This window comes from Saccharopolyspora sp. SCSIO 74807 (assembly GCF_037023755.1).
GTDB lineage: Bacteria > Actinomycetota > Actinomycetes > Mycobacteriales > Pseudonocardiaceae > Saccharopolyspora_C > Saccharopolyspora_C galaxeae.
The window spans coordinates 6,349,160-6,367,902 of sequence record NZ_CP146100.1; the positions used below are offsets into that span (position 1 = coordinate 6,349,160).

At 70.0% G+C, this 18,743-nt stretch carries 15 protein-coding genes; 8 read left to right on the top strand and 7 right to left on the bottom strand.

Annotation, left to right across the window (positions count from 1 at the left end):
• Positions 1-85 precede the first annotated feature (85 nt).
• Positions 86-1,213, top strand: coding sequence for an XRE family transcriptional regulator (locus V1457_RS29055; protein WP_295145800.1), 1,128 nt, complete (start codon positions 86-88; stop codon positions 1,211-1,213).
• On the top strand, positions 1,210-1,752 hold the full coding sequence (locus tag V1457_RS29060) for a hypothetical protein (RefSeq protein WP_338598340.1): 543 nt from the start codon (positions 1,210-1,212) through the stop codon (positions 1,750-1,752). Before V1457_RS29055 ends, V1457_RS29060 begins: the two co-directional genes overlap by 4 nt.
• Positions 1,753-1,756: 4 nt before the next feature.
• On the opposite strand, the gene V1457_RS29065 is transcribed toward V1457_RS29060, so the two are convergent.
• From V1457_RS29065 to V1457_RS29075, 3 genes are all read right to left on the bottom strand, one after another.
• Positions 1,757-2,755, bottom strand: coding sequence for a lipid kinase (locus tag V1457_RS29065; protein ID WP_338598342.1), 999 nt, complete (start codon positions 2,753-2,755; stop codon positions 1,757-1,759).
• A 285-nt stretch (positions 2,756-3,040) separates the two neighbouring features.
• Positions 3,041-4,264, bottom strand: coding sequence for a GH25 family lysozyme (locus tag V1457_RS29070; protein ID WP_338598344.1), 1,224 nt, complete (start codon positions 4,262-4,264; stop codon positions 3,041-3,043).
• Positions 4,265-4,453: 189 nt separating this feature from the next.
• The gene (locus tag V1457_RS29075) at positions 4,454-6,778 is read right to left on the bottom strand and encodes an ATPase (RefSeq protein WP_338598346.1); all 2,325 of its coding nucleotides are present in this window, start codon (positions 6,776-6,778) and stop codon (positions 4,454-4,456) included.
• Between the two features lie 163 nt (positions 6,779-6,941).
• On the opposite strand from V1457_RS29075, the gene V1457_RS29080 reads away from it, so the two are divergent.
• A complete protein-coding gene (locus V1457_RS29080; protein ID WP_338605150.1) occupies positions 6,942-9,386 on the top strand; it encodes a Tex family protein in 2,445 nt (814 codons plus the stop codon).
• Between the two features lie 321 nt (positions 9,387-9,707).
• Here the strand turns inward: V1457_RS29080 and V1457_RS29085 are convergent, their stop codons facing one another.
• The 4 genes from V1457_RS29085 to V1457_RS29100 all read right to left on the bottom strand — a co-directional run bounded on the left by V1457_RS29085 (position 9,708) and on the right by V1457_RS29100 (position 13,589).
• Positions 9,708-10,460 (bottom strand): MerR family transcriptional regulator, encoded by a 753-nt coding sequence (locus tag V1457_RS29085; RefSeq protein WP_338598348.1) that lies wholly within the window; start codon positions 10,458-10,460, stop codon positions 9,708-9,710.
• Positions 10,461-10,562: 102 nt separating this feature from the next.
• Positions 10,563-12,068, bottom strand: a complete 1,506-nt coding sequence (locus tag V1457_RS29090; RefSeq protein ID WP_338605152.1) for a tripartite tricarboxylate transporter permease — start codon at positions 12,066-12,068, stop codon at positions 10,563-10,565.
• A 22-nt stretch (positions 12,069-12,090) separates the two neighbouring features.
• Positions 12,091-12,609, bottom strand: coding sequence for a tripartite tricarboxylate transporter TctB family protein (locus tag V1457_RS29095; RefSeq protein ID WP_295148578.1), 519 nt, complete (start codon positions 12,607-12,609; stop codon positions 12,091-12,093).
• On the bottom strand, positions 12,606-13,589 hold the full coding sequence (locus V1457_RS29100; protein ID WP_307850201.1) for a tripartite tricarboxylate transporter substrate binding protein: 984 nt from the start codon (positions 13,587-13,589) through the stop codon (positions 12,606-12,608). Before V1457_RS29100 ends, V1457_RS29095 begins: the two co-directional genes overlap by 4 nt.
• Before the next feature lie 180 nt (positions 13,590-13,769).
• Between V1457_RS29100 and V1457_RS29105 the strand changes: the two genes are divergently transcribed.
• The 5 genes from V1457_RS29105 to V1457_RS29125 all read left to right on the top strand — a co-directional run bounded on the left by V1457_RS29105 (position 13,770) and on the right by V1457_RS29125 (position 18,740).
• Positions 13,770-15,326 (top strand): sensor histidine kinase, encoded by a 1,557-nt coding sequence (locus tag V1457_RS29105; RefSeq protein ID WP_307850199.1) that lies wholly within the window; start codon positions 13,770-13,772, stop codon positions 15,324-15,326.
• A complete protein-coding gene (locus tag V1457_RS29110) occupies positions 15,323-16,006 on the top strand; it encodes a response regulator (protein WP_338598353.1) in 684 nt (227 codons plus the stop codon). Before V1457_RS29105 ends, V1457_RS29110 begins: the two co-directional genes overlap by 4 nt.
• Before the next feature lie 133 nt (positions 16,007-16,139).
• The gene (locus tag V1457_RS29115; protein WP_338598355.1) at positions 16,140-17,060 is read left to right on the top strand and encodes a hypothetical protein; all 921 of its coding nucleotides are present in this window, start codon (positions 16,140-16,142) and stop codon (positions 17,058-17,060) included.
• Entirely contained in the window at positions 17,060-17,533 is a 474-nt protein-coding gene (locus V1457_RS29120) for a hydrogenase maturation protease (RefSeq protein ID WP_295148562.1), read from the top strand. Before V1457_RS29115 ends, V1457_RS29120 begins: the two co-directional genes overlap by 1 nt.
• Before the next feature lie 133 nt (positions 17,534-17,666).
• Entirely contained in the window at positions 17,667-18,740 is a 1,074-nt protein-coding gene (locus tag V1457_RS29125; protein WP_200072067.1) for a hydrogenase expression protein HypE, read from the top strand.
• The last annotated feature ends 3 nt before the right edge of the window (positions 18,741-18,743 follow it).

An 18,743-nucleotide genomic window follows, 5' to 3' on the forward strand; every position in this document is an offset into this window, starting at 1 on the left:
GACGGCGTAGCGGTTACCGGCTTTCCCGATAAACACACCGATCGACCATTTTGCGAAAATCGCAAAATCAGCTATCTTGGCGGTCATGGATATCTCGGAGCGAGTACGCGAGGTGATCGAGAAGACCGGCCTCAACCGGACCGCCTTCGCGGAGCAGGCCGGGCTCGACGCTTCGAAGCTGTCCAAGTCGCTCAGCGGAGCGCGCCGCTTCAGCTCGCTGGATCTGGCCAACATCGCCGAAATCGGCGGCGTCACCGTCGATTGGCTGCTCGGCACCGAACGCTCGAAACCCGCGGTGGCGGCACGTGCGGCAACGCCGGCCGGATCCGTCGCGGACAAGGCGATCGAAACCGCCGAGACCATCTCGGAAGTCCGGGCCGGACTGGCCGGACTCGGCTATCGCGCCCGATCGACTCCGGAGCTGCGGTTCGCACCCGCAGAACTCGGCATCCGGCAAGGTGCGGACCTGGCACAGCAAGCACTGGCACGGCTACCCGAGGGCCCGCCAGGTGTCGGTGCGGACCTTTTCGCCACGCTCGAACGATGCTTCGGAATCGAAGTGGCTGTGCAGCACCTCGACGGGCGGTTCGACGGCCTGGCCTGGATCGACGACGACGCCCGGGTGATCGTCGTGGGCACGACCGAAGTACCGACCCGGCAACGGTTCACGCTCGCGCACGAACTCGCGCACATCCTGGCCGGAGACGATCAGCTGCACGTCGACGAGGACGTCATGGAGTGGCGGCGCGCGGTCAGCGAACTGCGTGCCAACTCCTTCGCCGCCCACTTCCTCATGCCCGAAGCCGTGATCGCCGGGCGGCTGGCCACGGACGCACCGATCGACCGGAGGGCCTTCGCAGAACTGGTCATGCACCTGGCCGTTTCGCCGGACGCGCTCGCCTGGCGGTTGCACAGCCTGGCGCGAGTCAGCCCGGCACAACGCGATCAATTCCGACGCATGAGCACCGTGCAATGCGCGCATCTGACCGAACGCACGGACCAGTACGGCGAATGGCGCAACGCCAGCAAGCACTCGCGCTCCCCCGCGGCGCTGACCGGCGACGCTCTCGACGCCTATCTGGAAGGCAAGATCACCTTGCGCCCGGTCGCCCAGCTCTGCGGCCTACCGGTGGAAACCCTTCGCGACACGCTCGATTCCGGCGCGTGGTCCGGTCCGTACCCCGCCGACGAGGAGCCCGTCTTCAACCCATGAACCGGCCGTACCTGTTCCCCGACAACACGGTGCTTTGCAACTTTGCAGCCGTGGACCGGCTGCAACTCCTCCAAGACACGCTGGACGGGCGCGGACGCTGGGTGGAAGCGATCGCCTACGAGGCGCGCACTTCCAGCAGGCACCACCCGGCGTTGAGCCGGATCGAGTACGAAGGCTGGCTCGGCGTACCGATCGAGATCGACACCACCGCGGAGATCAGACAAGTAGAGACGATCCGCCGGACGGTGTTCGGCGGTCTCGCACGGCGGCCGAGGGCGCATCTGGGTGAGGCGCAGACCTGCCACGTGATCCTCAACCGCGCCGAGTTGCGCGGTTCGCATTGGATCAGCGACGACCAGGAAGCCGTGTGCTACGCGAGCAGGCAGGGAATCCCCACGAGGCAGACCGCCGGACTCATGCAGGAAGCCGTGGCGCGGGAGCTGATCGACCCGGACAAGGCGTGGGACGTGCTCATGGACATGCTGCAGGAAGAACGGCGCATCCGGATGCCCGCGACGGCGGACGAACTGTTCGGGTAGCGCGCTACTCGCCGTCGGTCCAGGTCGGTGGTGCGATCACGTGCAGGGCGTTGCGGGCGACCGTGAAGCGCTGCGGCGTGGTGGCGACGAGTTCGCCGTCCACGTTGATCGCCAAGTTGACGTCGGTGCGCAGGTCGACCGAGCGGGTCTGCACGTGGGTCACCAGTTTGCTGTCGGTGCTGCTGCCCGTGCGCAGTTCGCGCATCACCGAAAGCAGCTGCAGCGGGCTTCCTTGCCGCAGCACCGAAACGTCGAGGGTGTCGTCGTCGATTCCGGCGTCCGGCCCGGCGACCTGGCCGCCGCCGAAATAGCGACCGTTGGCCACCGACACCTGCAACAGGTCCGGGAACTCCATCGGCTCGTGGTCGCCGTCGGGGAATTCCAGCGTCGCGGTGAACGGGCGGTGCTTGCGCAGCGCTTGCACCGTGGCGACCGGGTAGGCCAGCGCGCCGACGCGCTTCTTCAGCGACGCCGACATGTGCTGCGCCACGGCTGCACCGAGACCGGCCGAAGCACGGTTGACGTAATAGTTCCCGCCGCACAGCCCGAGGTCGACGTCCACCACGTGGCCGCGCGCGATGGTGCGGCAAGCGGCGTCGAGGTCGTCCGGAATGTGCATGGTGCGGGCGAAGTCGTTCGCGGTGCCCAGCGGCAGCAGGCCCATCGGCACCTCGCGGTGCGCGAGCACGTCGACCACCGAACTCACCGTGCCGTCGCCCCCGCCCAGCACGATCAGGTCGTGCCCGTCGTCGACCGCGGACTCGACGGTCTCCACCAGCCGCGAGGCGTCCTGCAGCGGGTACGCCGCGTGCAGCGGCACGTCCAGCTCGCGCAGCCGATCCCGCGCGTACTCGAACGCGCGCCCGCCGGTGCGGGAGTGGGCGTTGACGATCAGAGCGGCCTTGGCCGCGGACCCGTCGTAGCGGATGGTGACCTCCTTCGGCTGCCGCGCGAGACTACCGGGCTCGGACCACCGGGGGTTCGCACCGGTGAGGACGCTCACGCGGGCTGGATGAGCTCGACGGTAGTGCCGTCCGGGTCGCGCGCGTGAGCCCGATCGAGGACCGTCCGGAGCCAGCTGGCGGTGCTGCCCGTGCGGTCGGTGGCCGTGATCCGGAACCTCACCCGGGGATGCTCGCGCAGCAACGGACCCCGCCTGCATTCGGGGTAGCAGGCGGGGTCCGTTTCCGGTGTCGCCACCGGTCTGCGGGCCACGACGGTTCGGGGCACGTCGCGGCCTGCGGTTCCGGACGGGGTCAGGCCGCCCGGAACCGCACTGCTCGGCACCTCACTGCTCGGCGAGGTTCTGCAGGTCGCCGACGCTGCCGTTGAAGTGGTCCAGGTCGACCTTGCCCTGCACGCCGTCGACCTTGCCCTTGTCCGTGTACTGCCAGAAGTTCCAGTTGTGGAACCCGGCAGGCGGAGTCGGCTGGTCCACGCCGTAGGAGGCGACCCACAGCGGGTGGTCGGCGAACTTGTCCGTGCCGCCCGCGCATTGCTTCCAGAACGACGGGTTGGCGTAGACGATCACGTCCGTGCCGGTTGCGGCCTTGATGCGGTCGTTGAACTTCTGCGTCCACTGGTGCATCTGGTCGGGCGAGAGGCCGTAGCACTTGCTGCCGGAGGAGTTCGGCTCCAGGTCGAGCACCGGCGGCAGCGTCTTGCCGTCCTTCTTGTAGTCGATGACCGACAGCATCTTGTCGGCCTGCGCCTCGGCGGACTCGTCGGGGCGGGCGAAGTGGTAGGCGCCGGCGATCATCCCGGCGTCCTTCGCACCGTGGTACTGCTGGTCGAACTTGGGACTGGCGAAGTCGGTGCCGTCGGTGGAGAGCACGAACGCGAAGTTCTGCCCGGCGCCGGCGACCCGCTTCCAGTCGATCGGGCCGTTGTGGTTGGACACGTCGATGCCGTGCGCCGGCGGTCCCGGCACCGGCCCTGGCGGCTCCTCGGAGTCGTCGCCGCCGAACAGGCCGCCACCGGACCCGTCGGCCTGGGACTTCTGCTGGCCGGCCGAGGGCATGTCGTCGACATGCGCGGCGGTGCGGACGTCATCGGACGAGGAACCGGTGCCGATGCTGACCAGCGCCACGCCGAGCACGCCGACCGCTGCCACGACGCCACCGGCTTGCAACGCCCGCAGCCGCGGGTGCTGCTTGCGGTGTTGCCCGGCGGTCGACTCGGACGTCGCGGAACGGACCCGGCCGGAGAGGTCGCGGGCCAGCGGGCGCACCCGCTGCTCGGCGCGCTGCCAAGCAGCCGTGCCCTGCACGCGCTTCACCAGCGGCAACAGCGCCAGCCAGATGCGGCGCAGCAGCGGAAGAACCCGCTGCCAGGCCCGGTGGGCGTGCGGACGCACCCGGTCGACACCGGAGCGCACCGCGTTGTCGGCGCGCAGCGCCGACGCCCGCCAGCTGTTGTCCGCGGAAACGTCTTGGTTCTGCGGTTGATCGGGGGTCGGGGTCGATGGCCCGCGGCCATCTTCGGGGTTCGTGTGTTGATCGGGGGGTGTCACGAGACCCCAGACTCCGGCACGGAGGGTGTACGTGCATCCCGGTAATTACGTACACAGGTACCTAGTTTGCTCAGTACGGGGGACGAGGTGACCGCCAAATCGTCACAGCCCGTGTAGGCAATCCGCCCGAGCGGAGACCGCGCTCACCCTACCGGACCGCCGATCAATGCTCGCGCAGGGTCCGGACCGCTACTGCTGCCGTCCGCGCAGCCAGTCCTCGATCTGCTCGCGGTCGCGGAAACCCAGCCGCGCCAGCACTCCCTCGAGCAGCTGCTCGGCCGACCGCCGTTCCATGCCCAGGCGCGCGGCGAGGTCGGCGCCGGTGACGCCTTCTCCGAACAGGACCGCGGCGCGCAGCTCGTGCGGACTCAGCCCGCCGGGGGCGGAACGACCCGGCTCCGGACGAGCCGGTTCCGGGCGGCCGATGCCTTCCTCCAGCACGTAGGCGAACAGCTCCTCCCGGCTCCATTCCGCTCCGCGCTGGTAGGCCGCCTGGAACTCCCGCTCGCCCAGCACTTGCCGCCCCCACGCGAGCGCCGCCGCGTTGTAGTCGTCGAAGTAGGTCGACTCGCCCATCCGGCCACCGCTGATCCGGCGCAGCGCATCCGCGGCCCCAATCAGGTGCGCATTCCGGTGCGGCTGGTCGGCCGCGGTGGTGCACCACGACAGCACGTCCAGGTAGACCGCCAGCCCGTTGAGGTCCCGCGCCGAGCGGTTCAACCGGACGGCTTGCTGCACCAGCAACGCCGCCTCCCGGTGATCACCGGCGAGCCAGCGGTGCAGCGCCACCACCCACAACGCGTAGCACTTGGTCCACGTCGCGCCGCTGCTCTCGCACAACCGCAGGCATTCCACCGCTGCGGTCGCGCCCCGCGGATCGCCCGAGACGAAGGCGACGCTGGAGAGCAGGATCATCGCATTGACGTAGCCGAACGCATCGCCGTCCACCTTCTCCGCGGCCGCGGCCTGCTCCAGCAAGTCGGCGGCCTCCCGCATCCGTCCCTCGGCCATCGCCACCATGCCGTGCACCATGCCCATCCGGGTGCGCAGTGCCGTTCTGCCGAGCTCGTCAGCGATCTCGTCCGCAGTGGCCAGCGAACTGCGGGCCACGTCCAGCTCCCCCAGGTGCAGGCCCACGAATGCAGCGGTGGACAGACCGACCGCTCGGGGTCCGGTCCGCTCGGTGAGCAGCTCCAGCGAACGCCGCAACCACCCGTAGCCCTCGCGCAACGCGTTCCCGGAGAACCAGTACGGCCACAGCAGTACGGAAGTCCACACCGCCATCTCCGCCCATTCCGGCTCGCGCAGATCCGCGGCCAGCACTTGGCGGATGTTCGGGTGAATCCGGATCATGTGCTGGATCCACTCGAGTTGCTGCGGGCCGAACTGCTCGGCGCTGTAGCGCTCGGCCAGCCGGTGGAAGCAGTCCCGGTGCCGCCCCCGCAGCGAATCCTCCTCTCCCGCCATGCGCAGCTGGGACAGGCCGTATTCCCGGATGTTGTCGAACATGCGGTAGTAGGCGCGGCCCTCGTGCTCCTCGCGCAACACGATCGACTTGGTGACCAGCACGTCGAGCAGCTCCGCGACCCGGTGGGCGGACAACCGCCCGAAGGCGCAGACCTCCTGGGCCGCGGCGCTGTCGAAGCCGCCGATGAAAACGGCCAGGCGCGCCCACAGCAGCTGCTCGTCGGCGGTGCACAACCCGAAGCTCCAGCCGATCGACTCCGCCAGCGCGTCGTTGCGGGAGGAATCATCGCCGCTGGTCAGCAGGCTGAACCGATCGTCGAGCCTGCGCAGCACCTCGCGCGGGGAGCAGTCGGCCAGCTGCGCCGCGGCCAGTTCGATCGCCAGCGGCATCCCGTCCAGCCTGCGGCAGATCCGCACCACCGTGTCCCGGTTGTGCTCGTCGAGCGCGAACCCGGGCTGCACCGCCGCGGCGCGGTCGACGAACAGGCGGATCGCGTCGGCGAACACGTCGCCGTGCACCGAGGCCGGCCTGGAACCGCCCTGCGGCACCGAAAGCGGCGCGACCGGCAGCACCCGCTCACCCGCCACGCCGAGCGGCTCGCGGCTGGTCACCAGCAAACGCACTTCGGAGGGCACCGCCAGCACGTTGCGCACGAATCGGGCGGTGGCCTGCAAGACGTGGTCGCAATCGTCCAGGATCAGCAGCAGCCGGGCGTCCTTGAGCCCTTCAAGCAGGTCGGCGGTGGGATCGCCCGCTTTCGGGCGCAGTCCGAACACGGCCGCGACCGTCTGCGGCACCAGCTCGGGGTCCTGCAACGCGGCCAGGTCGACCCGCCGCACACCGTCCGGGAACGCGCGGCGGACCTTGCGGGCCAGCCGCAGCGCCAGCCGGCTCTTGCCGACGCCGCCGGGGCCGGTCAGCGTCACCAGCCGCCCGAAGTACATCTGCCTGCGGGCTTCGGCGAGTTCGCGGCGCCTGCCGACGAAGCTCCCGGGCTCGGGCGGGAGTCCGCTGATCGAGCCGCCCGCGGTGGTTGCCGACTCCATGCCCACCTCCCTCGATGAGGATATTCCGCAGGTCACAGCCGCACTCGCGCGCGAGGAAGGCACTGCGACCGACACGCCGACGTGTGTCCCGGGCAGGCGGATTCGCGCGGTCGGGCAGAATGCCGCCGACGACCCCGCGAAGATCAGGAAAGGTCGGTTGGAAATCGTGACGACGGCTGTGCATCAACGGATCGCCGAGGAGCTCGGCGTGCAGGAGCGGCAGGTGGACGCTGCCGTGAACCTGCTCGACGGCGGCGCCACGGTGCCGTTCGTCGCCCGCTACCGCAAGGAGATCACCGGGGCGCTCGACGACGCGCAGCTGCGCACGCTCGAAGAACGGCTGCGGTACCTGCGGGAGCTCGAAGAGCGCCGGAACACCGTGCTGGAGTCGATCGACTCGCAGGGCAAGCTGGACGACGAGCTGCGCGCGCGGGTGCTGGCCGCCGACTCGAAGGCCCGGCTGGAGGACATCTACCTGCCCTACAAGCCGAAGCGGCGCACCAAGGGCCAGATCGCCCGCGAGGCCGGGCTGGAGCCGCTGGCCGACCTGCTGCTGTCGGACCCGCAGCAGGACCCGCAGACCCGCGCCGCCGAGTACGTCGACGCGGACAACGGGGTCGCCGACGCCGACGCCGCTCTCGAAGGCGCCCGCGCGATCCTGGTCGAGCGCTTCTCCGAGGACGCCGACCTGGTAGGCGAGCTGCGCGAGAAGATGTGGAAGCAGGGCAGGGTGAGCTCCCGGGTGCGGGAGGGCAAGCAGGAGGAGGGCGCGAAGTTCGCGGACTACTTCGAGTTCGGCGAACCGTTCACCGCGCTGCCGTCGCACCGGATCCTGGCGCTGCTGCGCGGGGAGAAGGAAGAGGTGCTGGACCTGTCGCTGGAGCCGGACGACGGCTCCGAGCCGGACGGTCCCAGCGAGTACGAACGCGCTATCGCCGCCCGCTTCGGCATCACCGACGCGGGGCGGCCCGCGGACCGCTGGCTGAACGACGTGGTGCGCTGGGCTTGGCGCACCCGCGTGCTGACCCACCTGGGCATCGACCTGCGGCTGCGGCTGCGGCAGAACGCCGAGGAAGAAGCGGTTCGGGTGTTCGCCGCGAACCTGCGGGACCTGCTGCTGGCCGCGCCCGCGGGCACCCGCGCCACGATGGGCCTGGACCCCGGCTACCGCACCGGCGTGAAGGTCGCCGTCGTCGACGGCACCGGCAAGCTGGTCGCCACCGACACGATCTACCCGCACAAGCCGCAGCAGCGCTGGGACCAGGCGATCGACACGCTGGCGCGGCTTGCGCGGGAACACGACGTCGAGCTGGTCGCGATCGGCAACGGCACCGCGTCCCGGGAGACCGACAAGCTCGCCGGGGAGCTGATCAAGCGGCACACCGAGCTGAAGCTGACCAAGATCTCGGTGTCCGAGGCGGGCGCCTCGGTGTATTCCGCCTCCAGCTACGCCTCCCGCGAGCTGCCCGAGCTGGATGTGTCGCTGCGCGGGGCGGTGTCCATCGCGCGGCGGCTGCAGGACCCGCTGGCGGAACTGGTCAAGATCGACCCGAAGTCGATCGGGGTGGGCCAGTACCAGCACGACGTGACCGAGTCGAAGCTGTCGCGCTCGCTGGACGCGGTGGTGGAGGACTGCGTGAACGCGGTCGGCGTGGACGTCAACACCGCATCCGCACCGCTGCTGACCAGGGTTTCCGGCATCGGCGCGGGGCTGGCGGAGAACATCATCGCGCACCGCGACGACATCGGGCCGTTCCACTCCCGGCAGGGGCTCAAGGACGTGGCGCGGCTCGGGCCGAAGGCGTTCGAGCAGTGCGCGGGCTTCCTGCGCATCCCCGGCGGGGACGATCCGCTGGACTCCTCCAGCGTGCACCCGGAGTCCTACCCGGTGGTGCGGCGGATCCTCGAATCGACCGGTGACGACCTGGGATCGCTGATCGGCAACACGAAGGTGCTGCGGGGGCTCGCACCGGCCGAGTTCGTCGACGACTCCGTCGGGTTGCCGACCGTCACCGACATCCTCGCCGAACTGGAGAAGCCCGGGCGCGACCCGCGGCCGACGTTCCAGACCGCCACGTTCGCCGAAGGCGTGGAGAAGGTCACCGACATCGAACCGGGCATGCGGCTGGAAGGCGTGGTCACCAACGTGGCCGCGTTCGGCGCGTTCGTCGACGTGGGCGTGCACCAGGACGGCCTGGTGCACGTTTCGGCGATGTCGAAGAACTTCGTCAACGACCCGCACGACGTGGTCAAGTCCGGTGACGTGGTGACGGTGAAGGTGCTGGACGTGGACGTGCAGCGGAAGCGGATCTCGCTGACGCTGCGGCTCGACGACGACGTCACCGGCGGCGGACGCGGTGGCGACCGCGGTGCTGACAAGGCGAAGGGCGGCGACCGCGCCAAGGCGAAGGGCGGCGACCGCGCCAAGGGCAAGGACGGCGGTCAAGGCCGCGGCGGCGAGCAGAACCGCCCCGGGCAGAACCGCACCGGGCAGGGCCGCAACGAGGGCCAAGGCCGCGGCGGGCGCAAGGGCCGGGACTCGGCACCGGCCGGTGGAGCCCTGGCGGACGCGCTGCGGCGTGCCGGATTCGAGGGCTCGGGCAAGTGAGCGCGCGGGCGTGCTGAGCGGTGCCGGGTCGCGACGGCTGCGCGACCCGGCTCCCCCGCCGCACAGGGTCGGCGGCGGGTTCGGCCGAGCAGGTGCAGCGGATCCGGCCGACGCGGCGCCCCGAGGGGCCACCTCGGACGGTCGGCCATTGCCGCCACGCCTCTAGTTCTGCATGCCCGAGTAGCCGTGTAGCGCTTCGCAGATCATCCACACCGCGAAGTCGATCTCGCCGGCAGCAGGGCGCTGACCACCGGCACCGCGCTCGTGCTGACGCCCGTCGCCCGGCGCACTCGCCACCGCTACGTCTACCGTCTTTGCAGGTCAGTGCGCCCCATCGGAAGTCGTCCCGGGTTCGAGCAGCTCCGCGAGCCGGTCACCGAGCACTTCGGGGATGATCCGTTCCGCCGAACGCGCCGCCGCCGCGTTCAGCGCCGACATCGCCAGCGGCCGCAGCCGCGCGACCACGTCGGAGAACCGGGCGACCTCTTCGTCGTTGAGCGCCGCCCCGGCACCGACCCGCAGCACGTGTTCGCGCACCAGCGACACCAGCAGGGCCGAGACGCGGTCGACGTCCTGCTGCAACTGCTCGGCCAGGTCGAGCACTCGCGCCAGCGGAACGCCGAGCTGCACCAGCTCACGACCGGCTTCCAGCAGCTGCGGCGAAGGGGCCACGAACCGCGCGCCCCAGCGCTCCAGCAGCTTCTGGTCCAGGGCGCGACGGATGTTGCGCTGGGTCAGCTCGCCGCCGAACATCTCCCGCAGCTGCGGCAACGACACCACTTTCGGCGCCTGCTCCGCCCAGGAACGCCCCATCACCTCTTCCACGCCGAGCACGTCGGCGAGGCTGCGTCCGGACTCCCAGGCCGAGACCATCTCGTGGATCTGGGCGAAGGCGTAGCCGCGCTCCAGCATGTTCATGATCAGGCGCAGCCGGACTAGGTGCGCATCCGAGTAGATGGCCCGCCTGCCCTGCCTGCGCGGCGGCGGCAGCAGGTCCCGGTCCTGGTAGACCCGCACGTTGCGCACCGTCGTTCCCGCAGCGCGAGCCAAGTCGTCGATCCGGTATTCGGACACCCGCAGGATTCTAGTTGCTCCGTTGATCACGCGGGACCGGTGGCGGTGGCCCGTTCCGCCGGGGGTTCCGGAACGGGCCACCGCCTCCGCGCAGGGTGGGGCTCAGACCTCCACCCGGTCGGACTCGTGCTGTTCGTCCTGCGCACCCGGCCGACGCGGCAGCAACCGGGCCAGCAGCGGCCACAGCAGGATCAGCAGCACGATGACGTAGACCGTGATCGCGAACGGCGTGTTCACCAAACCGGTGACTTCGCCGTCACTGATCTGCAACGCACGCCGCATCTGCTGTTCCGCGGTGGGGCCGAGGATCACCGCGATGATCGCGGGCAGCACCGGAAGCCCGTAGCGGCGCATCGCGAACCCGATGAGCCCGATGATGAACAGCACCACCAGGTCCAGCGGCGAGCCACCGACCGCGTACGCCCCGATCGCGGCGAAGAACAGGATCCCCGCGTACAGGTACGGCCGCGGGATCCGCAGCAGCTTCGCCCACAGCGGGGCCAGCGGCAGGTTCAGCACCAGCAGCAGCACCGAGCCGATGAACATGCTCGCGATCAGCGCCCACACCAGCTCCGATTCCCGTTGGAACAGCAGCGGGCCGGGCTGGATGCCGTACTGCTGGAACGCCGCGAGCATCACCGCCGCGACCGCGGTGGTCGGCAGCCCGAGGGTCAGCATCGACACCATCGTTCCCGCGGCCGAGGCGCTGGCGGTGGCTTCCGGCCCGGCGATACCTTCGATGGCGCCCTTGCCGAACTCATCGCGGCGCTTGGACAGCCGCTTCTCCACCACGTAGGACAGGAACGTCGGGATCTCCGCGCCACCGGCCGGGATCGCGCCGAACGGGAAGCCGATCACCGGCCCGCGCAGCCACGGCTTCCAAGCCCGCCGCAGGTCGTCGGAACCCAGCCACGGCCGCCCGACCGGGATCGCGTTCCCGGAGGTCTGCCGCAGGTGCGCGGCCACCCACAGCGATTCGCCGATGGCGAACAACCCGACCGCGACGATGACCACGTCCACCCCGTCGGCCAGGTGCAGGATGCCGAAGGTGAGCCGCTGCTGGCCGGTCATCTCGTCCAGCCCGATCAGCCCGATCGTCAGCCCGATCAGCAGCGAGGCGAACCCGCGGATGCGGGACTTGCCAAGCACCGAGGTCACCGCGATGAATGCCAGCACCATGACCGCCAGGTAGTCCGGTGCGCCGATGTTCACCGCCACCGAAGCAACGGTCGGTGCCAGCAGCGTCAACAGCGAGATGCCGACGATGGCGCCGACGAAGTGCCCGATCGCGGCCGCAGCCAGCGCTTGCGCGCCGCGGCCCTGGCGCGCCATCGGGTTGCCTTCCATCGCAGCCACCACCGCCGCGCTCTCCCCCGGCGTGTTCAGCAGGATCGAGGTGGTGGATCCGCCGAACATGCCGCCGAAGTAGATCCCGGCGAACATGATGAACGCCCCGGTCGGTTCCAGCGCGTAGGTCACCGGCAGCAGCAGCGCCACGGCCATCGCCGGTCCGATGCCGGGCAGCACGCCGATCGCGGTGCCCAGCAGCACTCCGAGCGCGGCCCAAACCAGGTTCATCGGGGTCAGCGCGGTGGCGAACCCCTGCATCAGCAAGTGCAACGAGTCCACGTCACAACACCCCCATCAGCGGACCGCCCGGCAGCGGAACCCCGAGCAGCTGGTTGAACAGCACGTAGGTCACGACCGAGAGCACCGCCGCGATCAGCGGGTCCCGCGCGGTGTTGCGGCTGCCGAGGGCGTAGGCCGAACCCCAGAACAAGATCATTCCGGACAGCGGGAAGCCGACCACGTTGATCAGCGCGGCGTTCGCGAGGAACGCCGCGGCCAGCAGCAGCACCGTGCGCCAGTCGCTCGGCGCGGTGAGGTCGATGTCCTCACCCGCTTCGGACTCGCCGCGCCCGCCGCGCAGCACATCCCGTGCCAGCAGGGCGGACACGACCAGCAGCAGCACGCCCACGACGATCGGCACCGTCTTCGGACCGAGCGGCCCGCGCTGGGTGAAGTCGGAGGCGATGGTGGCGGCGTCGAGCAGCACGAGCACACCGAGCGCGGCCAGCAGCGCGCAGATGCCGAGTTCGGAGCGCTCCCGCAGCCAATCCCGCCACGATGTTCCGGTGGTGGTGTTCATGCCAGTCCCAACTCCTTGAGCACCGAGACGACCCGGTCGTTCTCCTGCCGCAGGAACTCGCCGAACTGCGGGCCCGGCTGGAACGCGTCGGTCCAGTTGTTGCGCCGCAACGCCTCTTTCCACTCGGGTGTGGCGCTGAGCCTGGTGAACAGGTCGATCAGCTTGTTGCGGTCGGCCTCGGAAAGCCCGGGCGGGGCGACGATGCCGCGCCAGTTGGTGAACGTGACGTCCACGCCGGCCTCCTGGAGCGTGGGCGCGTTTACGCCGGGGATCCGCTGCGCTCCGGTGACGCCGAGCACGCGCAGCTCGCCGGCTTCGATCTGGTCCCGGTACTCGCCCATGCCGGACACGCCGAAGTCGACCTTGCCGCCGAGCACGGAGGCCAGCAGTTCCCCGCCGCCGTCGAAGGGCACGTAGTTGACCTGCTTCGGGCTCAGCCCGATCGCCTTGGCCATCAGCATCGGGGCCAAGTGGTCCGGCCCGCCCGGCGAGGATCCGCCGCCGACCGGGGTCTGCCCGGGATCACGGCGCCAGTCGGCGATCAGCTGGTCCAGCGAGTGGTACGGCGAGTCCTTGGCGACCACCACCACGTTCGGTTCCTCGACGAGCTTGGCGACCGGCGTGGTGTCTTCCAGCGAAACCGGCGAGTGGTTGGTGTAGACGCTGCCGACCACGCCCAGGCCCATCGACATCGCGAGCTTGCCGTTGCCGCGCTCGTTGACCACCCGGCCGAGCCCGACGGTGCCGCCCGCCCCGGGCAGGTTGAACACTTCGACGTTGCTGTTGAGTTTGGTGTCCTCCATCGCCTTGACCGCGGTGCGGGCGGTGACGTCGTAGCCGCCGCCTGGCGAGTTCGGCACCAGCATCCGCAAGCCGCGGATCTGGTCGGTGCCCTCGTCGGAGCCGGTGCTCATCAGCGGTGGCACCAGCAGCACGAGCAGCACCGAGAAGACCACGGAAAGCGCAGTGCGCAGCCGCACGGGGATCCCGCCTCTCCATCGTGGTGGGACGCAAGTGACGCGGGACATGCTGCACAGCGGCGGTCCGATTGTCTGCGTTGCGGACGTAACGGTGGTTTTGGTCGTTGTGTCACTGAGGCCGGGCGCGATCACAGCAGGTCAGCGGGTTACCGTCAGCATGGTCAACGAGGAGGTGGGCCGGTGCGGGGACCGCTGTCGCGCCAGTTCCTCGGCTGGCAGCTCGTGATCATCTTCCTGCTGCTGACCTCGATCGCGGTGTTCTCGGTGTCGCAGTCGGGCTCGTCGTTCCGGGCCACCGAGGGCCGCCGGATGCTGTCGGTGGCCGAGGACCTCGCCGCCACCGAGGGCGTGCGGATGAGCCTGCTCGACCCGTTCCGGCAGGACGCGCTGCCCGCGTTCGCCGAGAGCGCGCGCAGCCTCTCCGGTGCCGACCACGTGATCATCGCGGATCCGCGGGGAACCGTGCTCACCTCGCCCGATCCGGATCAGCGCGGCCAACCGCTGCCGCTGGGCGCGAGCACCGTGCTGTCCGGGCACGCATGGGTCGGCGAAGTCCGCGCAGGCGGAGTGGATTCGCTGGTCGCGCACGTGCCGGTGATCGGCCCGGGCGCGCGGGTGGTCGGCGTGGTCGCGGCGGGCCGGGAAACCCCGGACTTCTTCGCGGGCGTCAAGCGAGCGCCGGGCGAACCGCTGGGACTGCTGGCCTTCGCCGGGTTCCTCGGCATCGCCGGATCGATCCTGCTGGCGCGCCGGGTGAAGCGGCAGACGCTCGGGCTGGAGCCGCAGGAGATCACCCGCCTGGTCGAGCACCGGGAGGCGATGCTGCACGGCATCCGCGAAGGAGTGCTCGGCGCCGACCAGCAGAACCGGATCACCGTGGTCAACGACCAGGCGCGCGAGCTGCTCGCGCTGCCCGCCGACTGCGTGGGCAGGCACATCGACTCGCTGGGATTGGGCGACCGCGCACGCGACGTGCTCACCGGCCGCACCGGCGGAGTCGACCAGATCGTGCTGCGGCACGGGCGCGTCGTGGTGCTCAACCGGATGCCGCTGCCCGCGGTCGGCGCGGTGGTCACCATGCGGGACCGCACCGAGTTGGTCGACCTGCAACGGGAGCTGGCGGCGCACCGCACGACCTCGGACACGCTGCGGGCGCAGGCGCACGAGTTCACCAACCGGCTGCACACCATCTCCGGGCTGATCGAACTCGGCGAGTACGACGAACTGGCCCGGTTCGTCGACCGGGTCAGCCACACCCACGAACAGTGGCGCGCGGAGGTCGGCAGGCGCATCGCCGACCCGGCCACCGCAGCGTTGCTGGTGGCCAAGTTCAGCCTCGCCGCCGAACGGGGCGTGCAGCTGCGGCTCAGCGAGGACAGCGAACTCGGCGAGCTCGACGAGCAGCTGTCCGCGGACCTGACCACCGTGCTGGGCAACCTCGTGGACAACGCGCTGGACGCGGCCGAAGGCCCGGACGGCCGGATCGAAGCCGACCTGCGCCAGCGCGACGGCGCGATCACGGTCGTGGTCCGCGACTCCGGGCCGGGGGTGGCGCCGGAGATCGTCGAGGAGGTCTTCCGGCACGGTTTCACCACCAAAGCCGCCCGCGACGAGCAACGCGGCCTCGGGCTCGCGCTGACCAGGCAGATCTGCCGCCGCCGCGGCGGCGGGGTGGACGTGCGCAACGAACGCGGCGCAGTGTTCACCGCCCGGCTGACCTCGGAGGTGCGCGCGTGATCAAAGTGCTGGTGGTGGACGACGACTTCATGGTCGCCAAGATCCACAGTGGCTACGTGCAGCGGGTCGCCGGCTTCGAGGTGGTCGCCGTGGCGCATTCCGGCGCGGAAGCACTGCGCTCGGTCGCCGACCTGCGGCCCGATCTGGTGCTGCTGGACATCTACCTGCCGGACATGGACGGGCTCGGCGTGCTGCGCGCGCTGCGCACCGACGACCGGCCGGCGGCCGAACCGGACGTGCTGGTGATCAGCGCGGCGCAGGACCTGGACACCGTGCGCGGGGCGGTGCGCGGCGGAGCGCTGCACTACCTGATCAAGCCGTTCAGCTTCGACGCGTTGCGCGAGCAGCTGGAGCGCTTCCGGGAACTGCACGAGCGGTTGAGCGAGCTGCCCGGCGACGCACCTGCGGCGCAGCAGGACGTGGACCGGCTGTTCGGCACGCCGCAACGCGGGGCGAGCACGCCGAAAGGGCTCGCCAGCGAAACCGCAGCGGTCGTGCAGCGGGTGCTGCAGGGCACCGAGGGCGACCTGTCCGCCAGCGAGTGCGCGCAGGCCGCCGAACTCTCCCGCGTATCGGCGCGCAAGTACCTGGAGCACTTCGTCGCCACCGGCCGCGCCGAGGTGCGGTTGCGCCACGGCGGTGCGGGACGGCCGGAACGCCGCTACCGGTGGAGCCGCTGAACCGTCTCCCCCGGTCGCGTGCGCCGCCGTTGCGGCCACCGGTCCGGCGGCTGACACTGCCGCTCGTCCAGCACCTTTCGCTCGCCCGCGGGCCGGCCGTGCGCGAGCTCGCACACCTCGGGGAGGTGGCCGCATGACGCTCAGCAAGGCCCGCGCGGTGGCGGACGCCGTGCTGTTCGAGGGTTACCTGCTCTACCCGTACCGCGCCTCGGCGTTGAAGAACCGGATGCGCTGGCAGTTCGGCGTGCTCGCGCCCCGCGGGGCCGGTGCGGCGGAGAACTGGTTCGCACGAACCGAATGCGCGCTCGAGGCCACCCCTTCGACCACAGTGGACATTCGAGTCCGCTGCCTGCAACTGCGCCACCGCGGCGGAGAAAAGCCTTGGGACGAAGGAATCGTGCGCGAGTTCGCCGTGCCGGTGCCGTTGGCCGCGCTGGAACAACCACGAACCGTGATGTTCGAGCTGCCCGCCGGAACCGACCGCCGGGACGGTGCGAACTGGCACCGCTACCGCGTTCCCGGCCTGATCCACATCGAGAGCCGGCGCGTGGAGCACTCCCGCGACGTGCGCACCATCCAAGTCCGGGTGGAGAACCGATCCGAGTGGACACCGAGCGCGGCTGACGTGCGCGAGGACGTGCTGCGCCGCTCGCTGGCTTCGGTGCACACCATGCTCGCCGTGCGCGACGGGAGCTTCCTCTCGCTGCTGGACCCTCCGAAGTGGGCGCAGGACATCGCGGCCGCCTGCCGCAACACCAACACCTGGCCGGTGCTGGTCGGCGACCCGCAAGACCGGGACGTCGTGCTGTCCTCGCCCATCATCCTCTACGACCACCCCGCCATCGCCCCGCAGAGCCCCGGCGACCTGTTCGACGCCACCGAGATCGACGAAATCCTCACCCTGCGCACGATGACCTTGACCGACGAGGAGAAGCGCGAGGTCCGCGAGACCGATCCGCGCGCCGCGGAACTGCTGGACCGCGTCGAGCAGCTGCCCGCTGAAGCCCTCGAACGACTGCACGGGACGCTGCGCTTCCCGCGGAACGAGCACTGATGCGCGTCCTGGTCGCCGGGATCGGGAACATCTTCCTCGGCGACGACGGTTTCGGCGTCCACGTCGTCGAACGCCTCGCCGAAAGCACGCCACCGGACGGGGTTCGCTTCGCGGACTTCGGAATCCGCGGGCTGCACCTGGCCTACGAGCTCCTCGACGGCTACGACGTGCTGGTACTCGTCGACGCCATCGCAGGACGTGGCACGCCCGGCGCGGTATCCGTGATCGAGGCGGAAATGCCCACCACCGCACCGGATGTGCTGGACGCGCACGGCATGACCCCCGACGTCGTGCTCGGCCTGCTGCGCAAACTCGGTGGCACGATCGGCAAAACGTTCGTCGTCGGATGTGAGCCGGTGGATTGTTCCGAAAGGATCGGTCTTTCCACTGCGGTAAACGCCTCAGTGGACCAAGCCGTCGATCTCACCCGCGGCCTCCTCGACGAGATCATCGACTGCCCAGCGGCATCCTGACACCTTCGGACCACGGTGCCGGTGCGCAGCTAGATCCCCCTGCACCGCAACGAAACCCCGCCTACCGTCGGAGCACGCCGCGGTCGTGGGGCACCGGAGACGCACGCGGCCATCCGACCACACGAGGTGTGCCATGAGTGCGACATCGGCCGAGCAGGACTCGCCGCCGCGGGCCATCGACGAACTGCACATCCTCTGGACCTCCGAGGGAATGAGCTGCGACGGCGACACGGTCTCGGTGACCAACGCGAAGCTGCCGAGCCTGGAGGACGTCGTGCTCGGCACCGTGCCGGGTCTGCCGAAGGTCCACTTGCACAACAAGGTCCTCGCCTACGAAACCGGCGAGGACTTCATGACGGCGTTCCGCAAGGCCGAGCGCGACGAACTCGGGCCGTTCGTGCTCGTCGTGGAAGGCTCCATTCCGAACGAACGGATCAACGGCGACGGCTACTGGACCGCAATGGGCAACGACCCCGAAACCGGCGAACCCATCACGGTCAACGAATGGATCGACCGCCTAGCGCCCAAAGCGTGGGCCGTGGTGGCGATCGGCACCTGCGCCACCTACGGCGGAATCCACGCCATGGCGGGAAACCCGACCGGCTCGATGGGGCTTGCCGACTACCTCGGCTGGGATTTCCGCTCCGCGGGCGGACTTCCGATCGTCAACGTGCCCGGATGCCCGGTGCAGCCCGACAACTTCATGGAAACCCTGCTGTGGGTGCTGCACCAAGCCGCAGGGCTCGCCCCGACGATCCCGCTGGACGACCAGCTGCGGCCCACCTGGCTGTTCGGCAAGACCGTGCACGAGGGCTGCGACCGAGCCGCCTACTACGAGCAGGCCGACTTCGCCGCCGACTACAACTCCCCCAAGTGCCAGGTGAAAATCGGCTGCTGGGGCCCGGTGGTCAACTGCAACGTCACCAAGCGCGGGTGGATGGACGGCATCGGTGGCTGCCCCAACGTGGGCGGGATCTGCATCGGCTGCACCATGCCCGGCTTCCCCGACAAGTTCATGCCGTTCATGGACGAGCCTCCCGGCGCCACGTTGTCGTCCACACTGCTGCGCGCCTACGGCCCGTTCATCCGCACGATGCGCGGAATCACCAACCACACCGCGAACAAGGAACCCAAGTGGCGCCACAAGGAACCGGCGCTCACCAGTGGCTACGAGCCACGCTGGCCGAACGGCCGGGCACAGAGCTAAGGA

Excerpts from the sequence above, each read along its gene's own strand:
- V1457_RS29055 (WP_295145800.1), top strand. The coding sequence starts at position 86 with ATGGATATCTCGGAGCGAGTACGCGAGGTGATCGAGAAGACCGGCCTC.
- V1457_RS29060 (WP_338598340.1), top strand. The coding sequence starts at position 1,210 with ATGAACCGGCCGTACCTGTTCCCCGACAACACGGTGCTTTGCAACTTT.
- V1457_RS29075 (WP_338598346.1), bottom strand. The coding sequence starts at position 6,778 with ATGGAGTCGGCAACCACCGCGGGCGGCTCGATCAGCGGACTCCCGCCC.
- V1457_RS29090 (WP_338605152.1), bottom strand. The coding sequence starts at position 12,068 with ATGCAGGGGTTCGCCACCGCGCTGACCCCGATGAACCTGGTTTGGGCC.
- V1457_RS29095 (WP_295148578.1), bottom strand. The coding sequence starts at position 12,609 with ATGAACACCACCACCGGAACATCGTGGCGGGATTGGCTGCGGGAGCGC.
- V1457_RS29115 (WP_338598355.1), top strand. The coding sequence starts at position 16,140 with ATGACGCTCAGCAAGGCCCGCGCGGTGGCGGACGCCGTGCTGTTCGAG.
- V1457_RS29120 (WP_295148562.1), top strand. The coding sequence starts at position 17,060 with ATGCGCGTCCTGGTCGCCGGGATCGGGAACATCTTCCTCGGCGACGAC.
- V1457_RS29125 (WP_200072067.1), top strand. The coding sequence starts at position 17,667 with ATGAGTGCGACATCGGCCGAGCAGGACTCGCCGCCGCGGGCCATCGAC.